Annotated in this window: 18 protein-coding genes; 8 read left to right on the top strand and 10 right to left on the bottom strand. The window is 57.8% G+C overall.

Annotated features, from left to right (window positions below; all coding sequences use genetic code 11):
* Positions 1–43: 43 nt before the first annotated feature.
* From HX790_RS09350 to argH, 5 genes are all read right to left on the bottom strand, one after another.
* Positions 44–1219 (bottom strand): MFS transporter, encoded by a 1176-nt coding sequence (locus HX790_RS09350; RefSeq protein ID WP_058422241.1) that lies wholly within the window; start codon positions 1217–1219, stop codon positions 44–46.
* A gap of 204 nt (positions 1220–1423) precedes the next feature.
* Positions 1424–2245: an ABC transporter substrate-binding protein gene (locus HX790_RS09345; protein ID WP_170039808.1), complete on the bottom strand. Its 822-nt coding sequence runs from the start codon at positions 2243–2245 to the stop codon at positions 1424–1426.
* A 25-nt stretch (positions 2246–2270) separates the two neighbouring features.
* Positions 2271–3035: an amino acid ABC transporter ATP-binding protein gene (locus tag HX790_RS09340; protein ID WP_017134648.1), complete on the bottom strand. Its 765-nt coding sequence runs from the start codon at positions 3033–3035 to the stop codon at positions 2271–2273.
* A 24-nt stretch (positions 3036–3059) separates the two neighbouring features.
* Complete coding sequence (locus HX790_RS09335) at positions 3060–3938, bottom strand: amino acid ABC transporter permease (protein ID WP_176991462.1); 879 nt, start codon at positions 3936–3938, stop codon at positions 3060–3062.
* A 158-nt stretch (positions 3939–4096) separates the two neighbouring features.
* Positions 4097–5524 (bottom strand): argininosuccinate lyase, encoded by a 1428-nt coding sequence (argH, locus tag HX790_RS09330; RefSeq protein ID WP_176991461.1) that lies wholly within the window; start codon positions 5522–5524, stop codon positions 4097–4099.
* Between the two features lie 193 nt (positions 5525–5717).
* Between argH and HX790_RS09325 the strand changes: the two genes are divergently transcribed.
* The 3 genes from HX790_RS09325 (at position 5718) to vapC (ending at position 7591) form a co-directional block, all read left to right on the top strand.
* Positions 5718–6677, top strand: coding sequence for a LysR family transcriptional regulator (locus tag HX790_RS09325; protein WP_176991460.1), 960 nt, complete (start codon positions 5718–5720; stop codon positions 6675–6677).
* Between the two features lie 285 nt (positions 6678–6962).
* Positions 6963–7193: a type II toxin-antitoxin system VapB family antitoxin gene (gene vapB, locus HX790_RS09320; RefSeq protein WP_017134652.1), complete on the top strand. Its 231-nt coding sequence runs from the start codon at positions 6963–6965 to the stop codon at positions 7191–7193.
* Entirely contained in the window at positions 7193–7591 is a 399-nt protein-coding gene (gene vapC, locus HX790_RS09315; RefSeq protein WP_017134653.1) for a tRNA(fMet)-specific endonuclease VapC, read from the top strand. Before vapB ends, vapC begins: the two co-directional genes overlap by 1 nt.
* A 126-nt stretch (positions 7592–7717) precedes the next feature.
* On the opposite strand, the gene HX790_RS09310 is transcribed toward vapC, so the two are convergent.
* From HX790_RS09310 to HX790_RS09290, 5 genes are all read right to left on the bottom strand, one after another.
* Entirely contained in the window at positions 7718–8362 is a 645-nt protein-coding gene (locus tag HX790_RS09310; RefSeq protein ID WP_099550488.1) for an HAD-IB family hydrolase, read from the bottom strand.
* Between the two features lie 72 nt (positions 8363–8434).
* Positions 8435–9148: an HNH endonuclease signature motif containing protein gene (locus tag HX790_RS09305; RefSeq protein WP_176991459.1), complete on the bottom strand. Its 714-nt coding sequence runs from the start codon at positions 9146–9148 to the stop codon at positions 8435–8437.
* Between the two features lie 99 nt (positions 9149–9247).
* Entirely contained in the window at positions 9248–9784 is a 537-nt protein-coding gene (locus HX790_RS09300; RefSeq protein ID WP_017134656.1) for a Bro-N domain-containing protein, read from the bottom strand.
* Positions 9785–10142: 358 nt separating this feature from the next.
* On the bottom strand, positions 10143–11393 hold the full coding sequence (locus tag HX790_RS09295; protein WP_017134657.1) for a ribonucleotide-diphosphate reductase subunit beta: 1251 nt from the start codon (positions 11391–11393) through the stop codon (positions 10143–10145).
* 578 nt (positions 11394–11971) lie between these two features.
* Positions 11972–12241, bottom strand: a complete 270-nt coding sequence (locus tag HX790_RS09290; protein ID WP_017138434.1) for a DUF2790 domain-containing protein — start codon at positions 12239–12241, stop codon at positions 11972–11974.
* Positions 12242–12638: 397 nt separating this feature from the next.
* Between HX790_RS09290 and acs the strand changes: the two genes are divergently transcribed.
* The 5 genes from acs (at position 12639) to HX790_RS09265 (ending at position 18741) form a co-directional block, all read left to right on the top strand.
* Entirely contained in the window at positions 12639–14594 is a 1956-nt protein-coding gene (gene acs, locus HX790_RS09285; RefSeq protein WP_056861684.1) for an acetate--CoA ligase, read from the top strand.
* A gap of 770 nt (positions 14595–15364) precedes the next feature.
* Positions 15365–16150: an ABC transporter substrate-binding protein gene (locus tag HX790_RS09280; protein WP_017138432.1), complete on the top strand. Its 786-nt coding sequence runs from the start codon at positions 15365–15367 to the stop codon at positions 16148–16150.
* 92 nt (positions 16151–16242) lie between these two features.
* Positions 16243–16932, top strand: coding sequence for an ABC transporter permease (locus HX790_RS09275; protein ID WP_017138431.1), 690 nt, complete (start codon positions 16243–16245; stop codon positions 16930–16932).
* Entirely contained in the window at positions 16929–17627 is a 699-nt protein-coding gene (locus tag HX790_RS09270) for an ABC transporter permease (RefSeq protein ID WP_176991458.1), read from the top strand. The genes HX790_RS09275 and HX790_RS09270 overlap by 4 nt, the downstream gene beginning before the upstream one ends.
* A gap of 1 nt (position 17628) precedes the next feature.
* Positions 17629–18741, top strand: coding sequence for a succinylglutamate desuccinylase/aspartoacylase family protein (locus tag HX790_RS09265; protein ID WP_099548199.1), 1113 nt, complete (start codon positions 17629–17631; stop codon positions 18739–18741).
* Positions 18742–18756: the final 15 nt, after the last annotated feature.

The following is an 18756-nucleotide window of genomic DNA, read 5'->3' as shown; positions in this document are numbered from 1 at the left end:
TTACGGAGAGCAAAATGAGGGAGCTGGCTTGCCAGCTCCCACCTTAGATAAGCGGTGTGCCAGCTACACGGCGGCCGCTCAAGAAACACAAAGTGCCGCCCATCGCAGTGAGTGCGCCCAACGCATAGAACATGCTGGTCGGCGCAGCGTTGATCAGCAAATAGCCGCAAATAACCGGGCTCATCGCTCCGCCAAACGCCGCCAGGTTTTGTGCGCCGTAATAACTGCCGCGCAATGCGTCTGGGGCGATGGTGTCGATAAACAGGAATTCCGACGGGTAAATGATCATCTCGCCCAGGGTAAACACGAACATCGCCAGGCACCACGTGAGCAGGCTGTGAGCCTGGCTGAAACCGACCAGCCCGGCAATGAACAGCAACGTGCCCAGCACGATCCAGTAACGCAACTGTTCGCGCTTGAGAAACCGGCCAATCTGGTACTGCATCACAATCACGGTGATGGCGTTGCAGGCCAGCACTGCCGACAGAATCTTCAGCGCCTCGGCGGGTTTGTAGGCCACCAGCAAAAACTGCGACAGATACAGGGTGTAGCGCCCGTGGACAATGGTGCTCAACAGGCTGCCACTGGTGAACAGGATCAGCGTGCGGTCGCTGCGCAACGTGCGCAGCGTGCTGAGGAAGCTCAAGGGTTTGTGGCTGTCATCACGTTGGGTCGGTGGGATGCCGATCATCAGGAACAGGCTGCCAAACGCAATGGCGCTGGCGATCAAGAACGGCGCCAGTTGCATATGCCCGGCAATCACTACACCGATCATCGGCCCAGTGGCGTAGCCAACGTTGGTCAGGGTGTAACGCAGGGAAAACACCTTGGCGCGATCACCCACCGGCAGGTTCTCGCTGATGATGGCTTTGGAGCCAATCAGGAACAGCGCCGAGGCGGCTTCGGTAATGACCAGGGTCAGGGTGGTGAGATAGAGGTTGCTGGCAAACGTCAGCAACAGAAAACCGATGGAGCTGGAGAGCATGGCCAGGATCAGCAGCTTGCGCTTTTCCAGGCGGTCGATGATGTAGCCGCCATACAGGCCCAGCAACGTGGCGATAAACACGGCAATGCCCATCAACAGGCCGATGTCCTGCTGGTTGAGGCCCAGTCGGGTACTCAAGAGCAAGGCCAGCAAGGGGCTGGTCATGGCGCGGCTGACCACGATGGTCACCGAGCAGATCATCAGGCGGCGAATTACCAGGGAATAGGTGGCCACGGTGGGGGCGAGCGTCCTTGTTATTGCTTCAAGACAACACAGATAAAGTGTGAAAACAAAGCCAATGTGAACACAGAACCAATGTGAACACAGAGCTAATGTGGGAGCTGGCTTGCCTGCGATAGCGGTGGGTCAGCTTGAATATTTCTTACTGGCCCACCGCTATCGCAGGCAAGCCAGCTCCCACATTTTTAGATCCTGTGTTTATTGGCCGGCATTGATGCTGATTTTTTCCACCGCACCTTGCTCCAGATCCCACTTCTTGAGGATCTTGCCGTAGGTGCCATCCTCAATCATGCCCTGCAGCGCCTCACTGATCGCCGTCACCAGCTCCGTGTTGCTCTTCTCAATCCCCAGCCCCGTGAACTGCTTGGAAATCGCCAGGCCCACCGGCTTGTACTTACCCTTGTCCAGCGCCATCAGATAAGGAATGGTCTCGCTGCCCTGCATCGCCGCATCCAGACGGTTCTGCTGCAACTGCGCGCGCGCATCTGCCGAGCCTTCGGTGCCGATCACCACAATGGCTGGCTTACCGGCCGCTTCGCAGTTTTCCTTGCTCCATGCGGCAATCTCCGACGGCCAGGTGGTACGGCGGCTGGTGCCGACTTTTTTACCGCACAGGTCAGTCAATGCCTGAAGGTCTTCACGCTTGGCCAGGGTGTACAGCTGCGGGCCACTGGTGAAGTAGTCGATGAAGGTCACGGCCTTTTGGCGTTCGGCGGTGTCGCTCATGCCCGACAGCACAATGTCGACGCGCTTGGTGGTCAGGCCGCTGAGCATCTGCTCGAAGCCGGTTTCCTGCCATTTGATCTTCACACCCAGGCGCTCAGCCAGGGCATTGCCCAGGTCAAAGTCCAGGCCGGTGAGTTTATTGGTGGCGGTGTCCTTGAAATCCATCGGCGGGTAGTTCGGCACGATGGCCGCGCTGATCTCGCCTTTTTCCTTGATTGCTGCCGGCAATGCCGCGAATACACAGGTGGAGGCCATCAGGCCTGCGAGCAACGTGGGGATAAACAATTTTTTCATGGGGGCGTTCTCGTTAGTTTTTTAGTTAAGTGCGAACGGCAGAAATAAAGCTTTGGGTACGCGGGTTTTGTGGGCTTATTAGAATTTCTTCGGGGCTGCCGGCTTCCACAATCTGGCCAGCATCCATAAACACCATGCGGTTGGAGACTTCGCGGGCGAAGCCCAACTCATGGGTGACCACGATCATGGTCATGCCGGTGGTGGCCAAATCACGCATCACCGACAGCACTTCTCCCACAAGCTCCGGGTCGAGGGCTGACGTGGGTTCGTCAAACAACATCAACTTGGGGCGCATCGCCAAGGCGCGAGCAATAGCCACACGTTGTTGCTGGCCGCCGGACAATTCCACCGGGTATGCATTGCGCTTGTCCGCCAGACCCACGCGGGCCAGCAACTCCAGCGCATCTTCGATGGCTTCCTTGGGTGAGCGCTTGAGCACCTGCACCGGGCCTTCGATGATGTTCTGCAACACGGTCATATGCGGGAACAAATTGAAACGCTGGAACACCATGCCGGTGGCCAGGCGCTGGCGGGCAATCTGCGATTCATTCATCTCATGCAGCTTGTTGCCGACCACCCGGTAGCCGACCAGCTCGCCGTCGACCCACAGGCCGCCCTTGTCGATTTTTTCCAGCTGGTTGACGCAACGCAGCAGCGTACTTTTACCCGAGCCGGACGGGCCGATGATGCACATCACTTCGCCTTGCTCGACCTCAATATTGATGTCGCGCAGCGCGTGATACTGGTCGTAATACTTGTTCAGGTTGACGGCCTTGACGATGCTTCTCATGGGGCAAATCTCCTCAACCCAAACTTACGAACGCTTGCCGGCGCCGCGGGCAAAACGACGCTCGAGGCGGCTCTGACCAAATGAAAGAACAGTCACCACCGCCAGGTACCAGATGCCGGCCACAATCAGCAGCTCCATGACCCGCGCGTTGGCGTAGTAGATGTTTTGCGCGTTGTGCAGCAGCTCCGAGTACTGGATCACGCTGGCCAGGCTGGTCATTTTCACCATGCTGATGAACTCGTTACCTACAGGCGGAATGATCACCCGCATGGCCTGCGGCAGAATCACCCTACGCAATGCTTGCAGGCTCGGCATACCGATAGACTTGGCGGCTTCGTACTGGCCGGTGTCGACCGAGAGCAAACCGGCGCGCACCACTTCGGCGGTGTACGCGCCCTGGTTGATGCTGAGGCCGAGCAGGGCGGCCACGAACGGCGTCATCAGGTCGACGGTGTCGATGCTGAACAGGCCGGGAATCGCGATCACCGGGAAAATCAGCGCCAGGTTGAACCACAGCAGCAGTTGCAAAATCAGTGGCGTACCGCGGAACAGCCAGGTGTAAGTGATGGCCACATAACGCAGGATCGGGTTGGCCGACATGCGCATGATCGCTGTGATCACCCCGATCACCACGCCCAGCGCCATCGCCAAAATCGACATGACAATGGTATTCACCAGCCCCCAGAGGATGGCCTCAGACGTGAGGAACTGGCCGATGTAAGACCATTCGATCTGGCCATTGGCAAATGCGCGCAACAGCGCGGCCAATGCGATCACGATCAACGTGGCAAAAAACATCCGCCCGTAATACCGCCGCGGCACATGCTCGTACTGCGTAATATCGAACTTGTTCTCGGACAACTTGCGCTCGGCTTCCAAGCGCTCCGCCGGGGTTTGGTTCATGGTGCTACTCCAAAAAATATAGGTGTTGCACGATCGTTCCCACGCTCTGCGTGGGAATGCATCCCGTGACGCTCCGCGTCACCATTGCGCAGAATTGGAGCCATGCAACGGGACGCGGAGCGTCCTGGGCGGCATTCCCACGCAGAGCGTGGGAACGATCAGATTCGGAATCCGGTGTAACTCTCAGCCCATTTTTGCTGAGCTGCCAACGCCACCTTCAACCGCCCAATTTGCTCCCGCACCCGCTCCGGCCCCGTGCCACCCCACCCACTGCGCGCCGCAATCGCGGCCTCCAGGGTCAGGCACTCACGTACTTCAGGCAGCAACCTCGCATCCACCTGCGCCAACATCGCCGGCGAGGCTTCCCACAACTCAATCTCATGCTTCTCACAGGCCTGCACCAACGCGCCGGTAATCTCATGCGCCTCTTTAAACGGCACGCCACGGGTGGCCAACCAATCCGCCACCTCGGTCGCCAAGGTGAAGCCCATCGGCGCCTGACGTCGCAGCTCCTCGACCTGCACCTTCATGGTCGCCACCATCCCGGCCATCGCCGGCAGTACCAGCAGCAAGGTGTCGACGCTGTCCAACACGCTGTGTTTGTCTTCACTCAAATCGCGGTTGTACGACAGCGGCAAGGATTTAAGCGTCGACATCAACCCGGTCAGGTTGCCAATCAAACGCCCAGCCTTGCCCCGCGCCAGTTCGGCAATGTCCGGGTTCTTTTTCTGCGGCATGATCGAGCTGCCGGTGGCGTAGGCATCGTCCAGCACCACCCAGCGAAACTGGCGCGACGACCACAGGCAAAACTCCTCCGACAGCCGCGAAATATTCACCCCGAGCATGCCCGCCACAAACAGGAATTCCGCCACATGGTCACGGCTGGCAACAGCATCAATGGAGTTTTCGCACGGCCCGGTGTAGCCCATTTCCTTGGCCGAATGCTCAGGCTGGCGTGCAATTGCGGAACCGGCCATTGCCGCCGCACCCAACGGCGACAACGCCGTACGCGCATCCCAATCCACCAACCGTTGCACATCACGCAACATCGACTGGGCGTGGGCCAACAAGTGATGGGCAAACACAATCGGTTGCGCCTGCTGCAAATGGGTGAACCCTGGGCAAATGCTGTCGATGTGTTGCTCGGCCTGCTCCACCAGCGCCTGCTGCAAGCCCAACACCTCGGTGGTGAGGGTGCGCGCATGGTCGCGCAGGAAAAGGCGCAGGTCATTGGCGGTCTGATCGTTACGCGAACGCCCGGCGCGCAACTTGCCGCCCAAGGCGCCCAGGCGCTCGGTCAATACGCGTTCGATAAAGGTGTGCACGTCCTCGTCATCCAGGGTTGGATGCAGGCGCCCGGCGGCGAAATCCTCACCGATACGGTCCAGGGCCTCAAGGGTACGCAAGGTCTCCGACTCATCCAGCAAACCGGCGCGCTGCAACTCACGGGCATGGGCACGGGAGCCAGCGAGGTCGTAGGGCGTCAGGCGGAAATAGCGCTCAGGGCAACGCGACAACGCGGCCAAAGCAGCAGACGGGCCGGTCTTGAAACGAGCGCCCCAAAGGCGATCGGTGGGCTGGGACATCGGTATTCCTCACGCTTGTTTTTAGAAGAGTCGGAGGCAGTAAAAATAAGATTTCAACTAGACTGAACCAGCGTCTGACGCGCCGTATTCAAGGTTGCCAAGGGCGGATGTTTATGTTCATTATCGCCGCCTGGCTATGTTCAAGGACTGGGTTGAAGCCTGTTGAATATGGCACTTGAGGTCAACGCGTATTATGGAAACCCCACTTTCCACTTCTGGAAACATACCGCCAAAACCCGGCACACGACCGCCCCTGCAACTGAGCGGGCTGGACTTCAAACTGCTGCGCGTGTTCATGGCCGTGGTCGAAGCCGGCGGCTTCAGCGCCGCGCAAAACGAGCTGAACGTGGGCCTGGCGGCCATCAGCAAACAGATCTCCGACCTTGAAATTCGCATTGGCATGCGCCTGTGTACGCGGGGCCGCGAAGGGTTCGGCCTGACCGAAGAAGGCAAGTTAGTGTATCAAGCGTCCATCGAGTTATTTACCTCGGTGGACAGTTTTCGCGACAAGCTTAGTTCGGCGCAAAACGAGCTTATTGGTGACCTTAGTGTCGGCGTAATTGATAACACCGTGTCCGACGTTAATTCCCCGCTAATTACCGCGCTGGGGAAACTACACAGCGAATCGCCAAAAATTAGATTGCGCCTACATGCCTCGCAACTCGACGAAGTTGAACGCGGCGTGGTGGAAGGCCGCCTGATTGTCGGCATCGTGCCGGTGTACCAGCGCCGTGAAGAATTCGACTACTTCCCCCTCTACGAAGAAAAAGCCCACGCTTACTGCGCCGTAGGACACCCGCTGTTCAACGCGAGTGACATCACCCCAGACGTGCTGCGCCAGTACGAAGTGGTCAACCACCGGTACGCGATCCATCGCGACAAAGCCAACTTCGTCACCTACGACAGCCAGTCCGCCTCGGCCTCACAGGTGGAAGCCGTCGCCATCCTGATCCTCACCGGCCGCTTCCTGGGCTTCCTGCCGGAACATTACGCAGCGCCACTGGTAAGGGAAGGGCGCCTGCGCGCACTGTGCCCGGAACAGGTTTACCTGAGCACGGCATTCAACCTGATCCTGCGCCACAACGCGCCGAGAAGCCCGATGGTGAAAGCCTTTGCAACAGCGCTGGGCGTGGACCTGAAGACGCCGGCCTAAGCCTCAACAAAGCTCAAATGTGGGAGCTCTCGAGCCCCAGCGAGGCAGCGATGGGATCGCCTCGGTCAACCTGCCGACCCCACCTACCTGCATCACCTCTCAGTAAGCCATTAACGTTTTTGGCGCGAAGAGTGAATTTTTTATCAAATTCAAATGCTCTTTGGTGTTTTCGTGAATGCAGGGTATGACCAGCGGTTCGACCCGTAACGAAATGTATATCCCGTTGACATATCCAGGCTGTGGTGTAGCGTTGCGATATTAAACGATCACTAGAGGTAGGCCATCATGGACCAAGGTTCTGTATTCCAAAGCAACCGCAGCCAAGCGGTACGTTTGCCAAAAGCTGCTGCCATGCCGGACGATGTAAAGCGCGTAGATGTTATCTCTATCGGAAGAGCCAGAATCATCACCCCAGCCGGTGAGTCATGGGACAGCTGGTTTGATGGCGAGGGGGTCACGCCTGACTTCATGACCGACCGCGAGCAACCAGCGGAACAAGAGCGGGAATCTTTTTAATGCTCAAGTTCATGCTAGATACCAACATTTGCATCTTCACCATCAAAAACAAACCCCAACAGGTGCGTGAAACCTTCAAAAGGCACCATGGCCAACTGGGTATTAGTACAGTGACCCTGATGGAGTTGATTTACGGTGCTGAAAAATCAGCTAACCCGGAGCGAAACCTCGCCGACGTAGAAGGGTTTGCTGCGCGCCTGGAGGTTTTAAAATACGACCAAGACGCCGCGATACATACTGGGCAGCTTCGCGCAGAGCTGGCTAGAGCGGGTACTCCTATAGGTCCCTATGACCAGATGATCGCCGGGCATGCCCGTTCGCAGGGTCTGATTTTGGTCACGAATAATCGACGCGAGTTCGACCGCGTGCCAGGATTGCGGGTAGAAGATTGGGTGTGAGCTGACCTCTTGGCACCCATGCTAAGTGCGTCCAGCCTGACGCCGATCAACCTGTGGGAGCTCTCGAGCCCCAGCGAGGCAGCGATAGGATCGCCTCGGTCCACCCGCCGACCCCACCCACCCGCATCACCGCTGCAACTTGGCGCGCTTCTTCTTCGAATGAAAATGCCGAAAATGCGCATCCTGCGCCGCCGCCAACAACTCCCGATCCCCACGCGTATCGCCCCAGGCCCGTAGCCGATACTCGCCCAAATCCCCATACACCGCCTCAAGCCGCAGCACCTTGTTCTCACAACGGCAATTATTCCCCGTGAGCTTGCCCGTCAACACGCCGTCGACCACCTCAAGCTCAGTGCCAATCAATTTGATCCCCAGCCGATTCGCAAACGGCTGCAACACCAACGCCGGCGACGCCGAACACAGCGTCACCACCGCCCCGGACTTCACCTCATCTTCCACCGACTGCAAGCCCTTGGGGCGCATCAACTTGGTCCAATAACGCTGGCAATACGCCTCAGCCTGCTGCTGCACCCACGCCTTCTCCACGCCCGTCATAAAGGTGCGGATCAACTGCGCCTTCAACTCATCCCGGCTGATCTGCTGCAGCAAAAAGCGCAACCCAGGCACGGCGAGTTTGACCATCCGGCCGTAAAACTCGCCGGGGCCAAAGGCGAATTTGAGGAAGGGCACGAAACTGTCGTGGTGGGTGAGGGTGCCGTCGAAGTCAAAGACGGAGAGTACTTTGGCGTCGATGGGGCCGGCTTCGAGCATGTCTGGGTTCACGGGTTGGCCTCGGTCCTATCTAGTGTTTTTTGAGCGTTCATCAGGTGTGACCACTGGAGTTTACTCCCGTGCCAATCTTCCGACTTTGGAGTAAAGCTCCTCAGTGAAAGCCTCCCGGTCACTCGACCGGTGACAACGCTGATGGCAATTGGGGCACAAGGCTACAGCATTGGTCGTGCGATCCGAACCCTTCTGGGCGAGGTGCTTGACGTGATGTACTTCAAGAAATGGCTGGCCATCAATTCCGGCGAATGGCGCTGGCAAATCGCAGCCTTCGCAGACCCCATTCGCAAACTGTCGAACCAGCTTACGCACATGCTCGGCGCGTGCGTAAGAAAGACTGACAGTAAACAACTGCCGTGGATTCAGAATGCCTTGTGGCTCGATTACAAGGAAAGGCTTCGAAAAAATGGGGCGCTCGTCGGGCAGTGGCTTATCTACGGCTGCCAGACCAAGCTCAGCGTGCAGGCCAGGTTTTGTTGCTAGCACCTTGCGAATACGCTCACTCACTCCGGCACCGATGTTTTTCGCAGGCATATAGCCAGTGATACGTTGCAAACCCAGCTGTTCAAATACCGCAGAGATATTCTGCATGCGATATTCAATTGACGAAGCGCTGCGCAGGTTGAGTGGCCCCTCTCGCAGTAACCGGTTCTCATCTGATTTTTTAAAGGCTTGACCACTTCGTTCAAGGGTCCACATTTTCAGATAGGCATCGACGGACGCTTCAAGCTCCTGGTCGCTCCATCCGGTATTACTTTTTTTCGTATCCATACAGCCGCCGAGGGTAGAAAACCCTCGGACGATACTGAGTAGCCATTATTGCGTCTACGAAATTTCCTACGAGTCGGTGGGACTTGCCGTTCGTTTGCGTCAGTACATTCGCTGCTTTATTCGGAAAACTTGGGTGAGCTTTCGCCACCATGGAGTCTTTATGGTCTCCCTCCGGTACGTCCGGTTAACCAGTAGATACGGCATATCCCGAAGCCTTATCCAGCCTTCATCTTGCCAATGCAGCAGGTTCAACGACATCTCCGGCCAATCCAACATGCTCAACAACGGTCGTTCCACCGTTCGTGGCTGACGCTCGTCCCTCAACATTGGAACCACTTCATGAGTGAGCCAACTACGCAGCAGGCGGTTTCCGGGTGTGTAGTGATAGACCAACAGCGCGTAAGCACCGGATTCGCTGATCATCAGCATTTCTTCGGGCTGACCGTGGAACAGCAGTTTTAGAGTTCTTCGTTGGTCTTCATCGAGCTTGCGAGTCGTGCGCTCGTCTAAGAACCACCCCATCAAACGTCCAAGGTCACGCGCACAGAACCACGCTTGGTTTTCTAGAAGGAGGGCATGTAATTGAAGATTATGACGAGTAAAAACTAAGGCGATTGAAAGCTCGGATGTGAGCATACCTTCAGCGTTAGGCAAGTTGAGTAGATATTGGCTAGACACTTCCTATGACCTCTACGTGATTTACAGAAGGGTGGGAACCCAACGTAGAGAGCGGGTTTTAAGAAACTCCAACTTGCTTGGCCTCGATACAGTATTCATTCCGCATGATTAGCCATGCGATTTCTTGACTGTGTGAGTGAGGCTAGCAGCTACGTTGGGCGTTTCTTAGGCACCGGTAGACGAGACTATTCAGCATCGAAATTCGTATCAACCTTTCTATGGATGATTTTGGTGTAAGACGGCTCCTATACAGATCAAGGGGGCATAAAAAAGCCCTGAATAATTCAGGGCTTCTTAATGTTGCTTGGCTTAGGAATCAATCCCAGCTCAACGCGCCGCCGGTTTGATACTCGATCACGCGGGTTTCGAAGAAATTCTTCTCTTTCTTCAAGTCCATGATCTCACTCATCCACGGGAACGGGTTGGTGGTGCCTGGATACTCTTCTTTCAAGCCAATCTGCGACAGACGACGGTTCGCGATAAACTTGAGGTAATCCTCCATCATCGCCGCATTCATCCCCAACACCCCACGCGGCATGGTATCCCGCGCGTATTCAATCTCCAGCTGCGTCCCCTGCAGAATCATCTGGGTCGCTTCTTCCTTCATTTCAGCATCCCACAAATGCGGGTTTTCGATTTTGATCTGGTTGATCACATCGATACCGAAGTTCAGGTGCATCGACTCATCGCGCAGGATGTACTGGAACTGCTCGGCCACGCCGGTCATTTTGTTGCGACGGCCCATGGACAGGATCTGGGTGAAGCCGCAGTAGAAGAAGATGCCTTCCAGCACGCAGTAGTAGGCGACCAGGTTGCGCAGCAGTTCTTTGTCGGTTTCGACGGTGCCGGTTTCGAACTTCGGATCGGAGATCGAACGGGTGTATTTCAGGCCCCAGGCGGCTTTTTTAGCCACCGATGGGATCTCGTGGTACATGTTGAAGATCTCGCCTTCATCCATGGCCAGCGATTCGATGCAGTACTGGTAGGCGTGGGTGTGGATCGCTTCTTCGAAGGCCTGGCGCAGGATGTACTGGCGGCACTCCGGGTTGGTGATCAGGCGGTACACGGCCAGCACCAGGTTGTTCGCGACCAACGAATCGGCAGTGGAGAAGAAGCCGAGGTTGCGCATGACGATGCGGCGCTCGTCGTCGGTGAGGCCTTCGGGGTTTTTCCACAGGGCGATGTCGGCGGTCATGTTGACCTCTTGCGGCATCCAGTGGTTGGCGCAGCCGTCGAGGTACTTTTGCCAGGCCCAGTCGTACTTGAAGGGCACGAGTTGGTTGAGGTCGGCGCGGCAGTTGATCATGCGCTTTTCGTCAACGGCGACGCGGGCGGCGGAGCCTTCCAGCTCGGCGAGGCCTTCGGCGACGTCGAGTTTGTCCAGGGCGGCCTTGGCGCGCACGATGGCGGCGGAGTCGTTGGCGGTGACGGCGCGGGCTTCGATGGCGGCGGCGGCGCCGGCACCGTCGAGGCGGTCCATGTTGGCTTCGGTGGCGTGGCCGGCGTTGGCGCCTTTAGCGGCTACTTCGCCTTCTTCTTCTTTGTCGAATTCGTCCCAGCTCAGCATGACGTGTCGTCTCCTGCGTGAGGGCTCAAAGGTGCCCGTGTGAAACCGGATGGTTGGGTGTTCACACGGCCCAGAGGCCGCGGTGGATCTTAAGGAATCGTTTGTTGCAACAGCTCGCGCAGGCAATTAAACGGAATAAGGGTTACGGGTTCTGCTTGAGGCTTGAGGTGCGCAGCGACAGGTGCGTGCTTGCGCGAAGGCCTCAGGTCTGGCTCTTCATCCCGGTGTAAAGGGATATTGCAGGCCCGATTTACCCGCGCATTATAGGGAAAAAATCGGCTTTGTGTTGCGGCCGATGGTCACGATGGAGGGCCAAAATGCTGTGGTTTTCGGCCAGAGCGTGTGTTTGCAAGGCTTTGCTGGGGTAGGAATTTTTTGACGGGCGGTGGGATAGTTTTTGTAGGGCTGTGGGAGGGGGAATTGAGGAGGGCTGTAGGGGGGGTGTTTGGCTGAGATCGCCATCGCAGGCAAGCCAGCTCCCACATTGGGGTGGCGGTGGGCCAGAGGGCGGTTCTTGGCCGCAAGAACGATTTCTTGCGGCGACCAAGATCCGGGTTTAAATCTTACTGAAAAAGTTATTACCCGTTAGAGCAACCATTGCCCATCACTTGATAATTAAGAATATGACGCTGACCTTGCGAGTCTTCATATTCCATTTGTACCGGTACAACGTTGCAGACATCAGGGATGTTGCTCATGGACAATACTTTGGCCACATCCAAGTGTGTGCTGTAGGTGTAATCTTCAACAATCGGGGCGTTCTGGCCGGCCAGCTCGGTCGGGGCCTCATCGGCCAGGGCGGCGGTGGCGCACAAGCTGCTGAGGGCCATAACTACGAGAGCTTTCATTACTGTATTTACCTTCTTCAGGGCGAAAGGGGTCACGGGGCCCTTATGAGGCCGCGTGTGTAACTTAAGAGTTGGGAAGTTCGGATTAACGTTGCCTTCGTGGGGGCTGTTACGGTGTTAATCACGTTGCCTTGTTGGCGGAGTTGATTTTAGGCCTGTGGGTTTTATTCATATACCCGTGCTTTTGATAAACACTATTGGCGGTTTTTGTAACAATCCCGTGGTAAAGGTTTTTTCATCAGGCGCCAAAGCCGCGCAGGCCGTGGGCCAGAGCCCTGAAAGGGCATAGCAGGGCATTTTGTAGGGGCTTGTTACTACCATCGTCGAATGGTTCTATGGGGGCGCCCCGGCTACAACAGGGCATACAAAAACAACTATTGTCACCGAGGTAAGAAAGATGAGTGCGGCTTCCCTGTACCCCGTTCGCCCCGAAGTAGCAGCCAACACGCTGACCGACGAGGCGACCTACAAGGCCATGTACCAGCAGTCGGTGGTCAACCCGGATGGCTTCTGGCGCGAGCAAGCCAAGCGCCTTGACTGGGTCAAGCCTTTCACTGCGGTCAAGCAGACCTCTTTCGACGACCACCATGTCGACATCAAATGGTTTGCCGACGGCACCCTCAACGTTTCCTACAACTGCCTGGACCGCCACCTCGCCGAGCGTGGTGATCAGGCTGCGATCATCTGGGAGGGCGATGACCCTTCCGAAAGCCGCACCATCACCTACCGCGAGCTGCATGAAGAAGTCTGCAAGTTCGCCAACGCCCTGCGCGGCCAGGATGTGCATCGCGGCGACGTGGTGACTATCTATATGCCGATGATCCCCGAAGCCGTGGTCGCCATGTTGGCCTGTACCCGCATCGGTGCGATTCACTCCGTGGTGTTTGGCGGTTTTTCACCGGAAGCCCTGGCCGGTCGCATCATCGACTGTAAGTCGAAGGTGGTGATCACCGCCGACGAAGGCATCCGCGCCGGTAAGAAAATTCCGCTGAAGGCCAACGTCGACGACGCGCTGACCAACCCGGAAACCAGCAGCATCCAGAAAGTCATTGTGTGCAAGCGCACCAATGGCAACATCAAGTGGAACCAGCATCGCGACATCTGGTACGAAGACCTGATGAAAGTGGCGGGCACTGTGTGCGCGCCTAAAGAGATGGGCGCCGAAGAAGCGCTGTTCATCCTTTACACCTCGGGCTCCACCGGCAAGCCTAAAGGCGTGCAGCACACCACCGGCGGCTATCTGTTGTATGCCGCCCTGACCCATGAACGTGTGTTCGACTACCGCCCGGGCGAAATCTACTGGTGCACCGCCGACGTCGGCTGGGTCACCGGCCACACCTATATTGTCTACGGACCGCTGGCCAACGGCGCGACCACGCTGCTGTTCGAAGGCGTGCCGAACTACCCGGATATCACGCGGGTGGGCAAGATCGTCGACAAGCACAAGGTCAATATCCTCTACACCGCACCGACCGCGATCCGCGCGATGATGGCTTCGGGCACCGCCGCCTGTGAAGGTGTGGATGGCAGCAGCCTGCGCCTGCTCGGTTCGGTGGGTGAGCCGATCAACCCGGAAGCCTGGGACTGGTACTACAAGAACGTCGGCCAATCCCGTTGCCCGATCGTCGACACCTGGTGGCAGACCGAAACCGGCGCCACCTTGATGAGCCCGCTGCCGGGTGCCCACGCACTCAAGCCTGGCTCGGCGGCACGCCCATTCTTCGGCGTGGTGCCGGCGCTGGTGGACAACCTCGGTAACATCATCGAGGGCGCTGCCGAAGGCAATCTGGTGATCCTCGATTCGTGGCCAGGCCAGGCGCGTACGCTGTATGGCGACCATGACCGTTTTGTCGACACCTACTTCAAGACCTTCCGTGGCATGTACTTCACCGGCGACGGTGCGCGTCGCGATGAAGACGGCTACTGGTGGATCACCGGGCGCGTGGACGACGTGTTGAACGTCTCCGGCCACCGCATGGGCACCGCCGAGATTGAAAGCGCTATGGTTGCGCACCCGAAAGTCGCTGAAGCGGCGGTGGTGGGTGTGCCCCATGACATCAAGGGGCAGGGCATCTATGTGTATGTCACGCTCAAGAATGGCGAAGAGCCGAACGAAGCGCTGCGCCTGGAGCTGAAAAACTGGGTGCGCAAAGAGATCGGGCCGATTGCCTCGCCGGATGTGATCCAGTGGGCACCGGGCTTGCCGAAAACACGTTCGGGTAAAATCATGCGCCGGATTCTGCGCAAGATCGCCACGGCCGAGTATGACGGGTTGGGGGATATCTCCACCCTGGCCGACCCAGGTGTGGTGGCGCATTTGATTGAGACGCACAAGACCATGAACGTCGCGTAAGGCGGGCTTGGGTCAGATAAAGCCCCATTCGGCGTGAGCCGGGTGGGGCTTTTTTGTGGGGTTTGATTTCGATAGCACTGGCGAAACCGGATCACTGTGGGAGCTGGCTTGCCCGCGATGAGGGCGTATCAGGCGCAGGTGGGTTAGCTGACAGGCCGCTATCGCAGGCAAGCCAGCTCCCACATTTGGAATGTGTTTCATGGCCGGAGTCTGATCGTTCCCACGCTCCGCGTCTGCTCTTGAGGCGTGACGCAGAGCGTCACAGGATGCATCCCCACGCGGAGCGTGGGAACGATCAGTGTGTAGGCCAATAAATATCGGTTTCTTTCGTAGGAGGTTTCTGAATGTTACCGTCCAGCCTAAATGTGTAACCCCACGCCCAATCCTGAGGCAATGTGCTACGCCTGCGCCCCGAAAACCCGCGTTTTAGACACCCTCAGAAATAAGATTAAACGCCAGACTTGCCGTGCTAGAAGGGTTTGCGAATAATAGGCCCGCAATTTGCAGCATCAACAGGTTTAATATCTTTTGTCTCTGCATAAAATCCAGAGGCTGTCAATGTGCTGGAACCGCTTTCTCAGTGCTTCTGTAAATTGTTGTCGCATTGAGGAAATATCGGCTTCCGGCCTGTCGTTAGAATGCCGATCACTCGCTCGTCGTCTCCTGTATCAATTCAGGGTAGGACGCAGCACCGCTATTCGGTTTCACTTAAGTCGCATCGTGGGCCACGGCTCATTCTGCTTTTTGCCCTATACCGATGGAGTCCCAAGATGAAGAAACTTGTGCTGTTGGGCGCCCTGGCGCTGTCCGTGCTGTCCATGCAGGCCTTCGCTGATGAAAAGCCCCTGAAGATTGGTATCGAAGCGGCTTACCCTCCGTTTGCCTCGAAGGCGCCGGATGGCAGCATCGTTGGTTTTGACTACGACATCGGTAACGCGCTGTGCGCAGAGATGAAGGTCAAGTGCGTATGGGTCGAGCAAGAATTCGACGGCCTGATCCCTGCGCTCAAAGTGCGCAAGATCGATGCGATCCTGTCGTCCATGTCCATCACTGAAGACCGCAAGAAGTCTGTGGACTTCACCAACCGCTACTACCTGAGCCCAGCGCAGCTGGTGATGAAGGAAGGCACCACCGTCAGCGACAGCCTGGATGAACTCAAAGGCAAGAAAATCGGCGTGCAACGCGGTTCGATCCACGATCGTTTCGCCAAGGAAGTCCTGGCCCCTAAAGGCGTCACGGTTGTGCCTTACAGCTCGCAGAACGAAATCTACCTGGACGTGGAAGCCGGTCGCCTTGACGGCACCGTGGCCGACGCCACCCTGCTGCAAGACGGTTTCCTGAAAACCCCTGCCGGTAAAGGCTACGCGTTCGTGGGCCCACAGTTCACCGACGCCAAGTACTTCGGTGACGGCATCGGTATCGCTGTGCGTAAAGGCGACAAGGCCGAGCTGGACAAGATCAACGCTGCGATTGCCGCGATCCGTGCCAACGGCGAATACAAGAAAATCCAGGACAAGTACTTCGACTTCGATATTTACGGCGCTGACCCTAAGTAACTCGTCGCAGCTGTCTGTCCTAAATGGCGCAAGCAACAGAAGATTCTGAAGTTTGCGCCATTTTTTCATCCCCCTTTTCGAGGACCTGAATCATGTTGAACGGCTACGGGGCTGTCATCCTCGATGGCGCATGGTTGACGCTTCAGCTCGCCTTGTCGTCCATGGCCTTGGCCATTGTTCTGGGTCTGATCGGGGTCGCGTTACGCCTGTCGCCGGTGCGCTGGTTGGCTTGGCTGGGTGACTTGTACTCCACGGTGATCCGCGGGATCCCCGACCTGGTGCTTATTCTGCTGATTTTCTACGGCGGCCAGGACTTGTTAAACCGCGTCGCGCCGATGCTCGGCTATGACGACTATATCGACTTGAACCCCTTGGCCGCCGGTATCGGCACCCTGGGTTTCATCTTTGGCGCCTACCTCTCGGAAACCTTCCGTGGCGCCTTCATGGCCATTCCCAAGGGCCAGGCCGAGGCCGGCCTTGCGTATGGCATGAGCAGTTTCCAGGTGTTTTTCCGGGTGATGGTGCCGCAGATGATCCGGCTGGCGATCCCTGGTTTCACCAACAACTGGCTGGTACTCACCAAGGCCACCGCGCTGATCTCGGTGGTGGGCCTGCAAGACATGATGTTCAAGGCCAAGCAGGCGGCAGACGCCACCCGTGAGCCTTTTACCTTCTTCCTCGCAGTGGCGGCGATGTACCTGGTGATCACCAGCGTGTCGTTGCTGGCCCTGCGTTATCTTGAGAAGCGCTACTCGGTAGGCGTAAGGGCGGCTGATCTATGATCTTCGACTACAACGTCATCTGGGAAGCCATGCCGCTGTACCTTGGCGGCCTGGTAACCACCCTGAAACTGTTGGCTATTTCGCTGTTCTTTGGCCTGCTCGCCGCCTTGCCGCTGGGCTTGATGCGCGTGTCCAAGCAGCCGGTCATCAACGGTGTGGCCTGGCTCTACACCTACGTGATCCGCGGCACGCCGATGCTGGTGCAGCTGTTTTTGATCTACTACGGCCTGGCGCAATTCGAAGCCGTGCGCGAAAGCTTCCTGTGGCCGCTGCTGTCGAGCGCTACGTTCTGCGCATGCCTGGCGTTTGCGATCAACACCAGCGCCTACACCGCCGAAATCATCGCCGGTAGCCTCAAGGCCACGCCGAACGGGGAGATCGAGGCGGCCAAGGCCATGGGCATGTCGCGCTACAAGCTGTACCGCCGCATCCTGCTGCCGTCGGCCTTGCGCCGCGCGCTGCCGCAGTACAGCAACGAAGTGATCATGATGCTGCAGACCACCAGTCTGGCGTCCATCGTCACCTTGATCGACATCACCGGTGCTGCACGCACCGTGAACGCCCAGTATTACTTGCCGTTCGAAGCCTATATCACCGCCGGCGTGTTCTACCTGTGCCTGACCTTTATCCTGGTGCGCCTGTTCAAGTTGGCCGAGCGCCGCTGGCTGAGCTACCTGGCTCCACGGAAGCATTGATATGGAACGTATCGATCACCTGTTGCCCTGGGGCCACCTGGGCTGCGAGCGCCAACTGAGCGTGTTTCGTTTTGGCAGTGGCGAGCGCAAGGCCTATATCCAGGCCAGCCTGCACGCCGACGAATTGCCGGGGATGCGCGCCGCGTGGGAGCTGAAAAAGCGCCTCACTGAACTGGAACAGCAAGGCGCCCTCAACGGGGTGATCGAGCTGGTGCCGGTGGCCAACCCGATGGGCCTGGGCCAATTGCTGCAAGGCAGCCACCAGGGGCGTTTCGAAGTCGGCAGCGGCAAGAATTTCAACCGTGATTTCGTCGAGCTGAGCGCGCCGGTTGCCGAGTTGCTCAAGGGCAAGCTAGGCGATGACCCGCACGCGAATGTGCGCATGATCCGCCAGGCGATGACCGACGCACTCAATGCATTGCCCGCGCCGAGCAGCCAGCTGCAAGGCATGCAGCGCATCTTGCTGAGCCACGCCTGCACCGCCGATATCGTCCTGGACCTGCATTGCGACGCCGAAGCCGCGTTGCACATGTATGCGTTGCCCCAGCACTGGCCGCAGTGGCGCTCGTTGTCGGCGCACCTGGGTGTGAAAGTCGGCCTGCTGGCGGAAGACTCCGGCGGCAGTTCGTTTGATGAAGCCTGCTCGCTGCCGTGGTTGCGTCTGTCACAGGCGTTCCCCGAAGCACAGGTTCCGCTGGCGTGCCTGGCGACTACCCTGGAATTGGGCGGCCAGGCCGACACCGGCCGTGATGAAGCGATTTTCCACGCCGAAGGCATCCTCGCGTTCCTCGCCGAGCAAGGCTTGATCACCGGCCAATGGCCGGCGCCGCAATACGACGCGTGCGAAGGCTTGCCCTTCGAAGGTACCGAGTTGCTGTTTGCGCCCCATGCCGGTGTGATCAGTTACCTGCGTAAAGCCGGTGACCGGGTAGAGGCGGGCGATGAGATTTTTGAAGTGATTGACCCTCTGACCGACCGCGTCAGCATTGTTTGCGCGGGGACGTCCGGGGTGTTGTTTGCCGTTGAACGGCTACGTTATGCCCAAGCGGGTTTCTGGCTGGCCAAGGTGGCGGGGCGCGAAGCGCTGCGCCACGGGCGCTTGCTCAACGACTGACCACCTGTTTTTGTG

It is taken from the genome of Pseudomonas sp. IPO3747 (assembly GCF_013385245.1).
Classification (GTDB): domain Bacteria; phylum Pseudomonadota; class Gammaproteobacteria; order Pseudomonadales; family Pseudomonadaceae; genus Aquipseudomonas; species Aquipseudomonas edaphica.
This window is presented reverse-complemented; position numbering and strand designations above follow the sequence as displayed.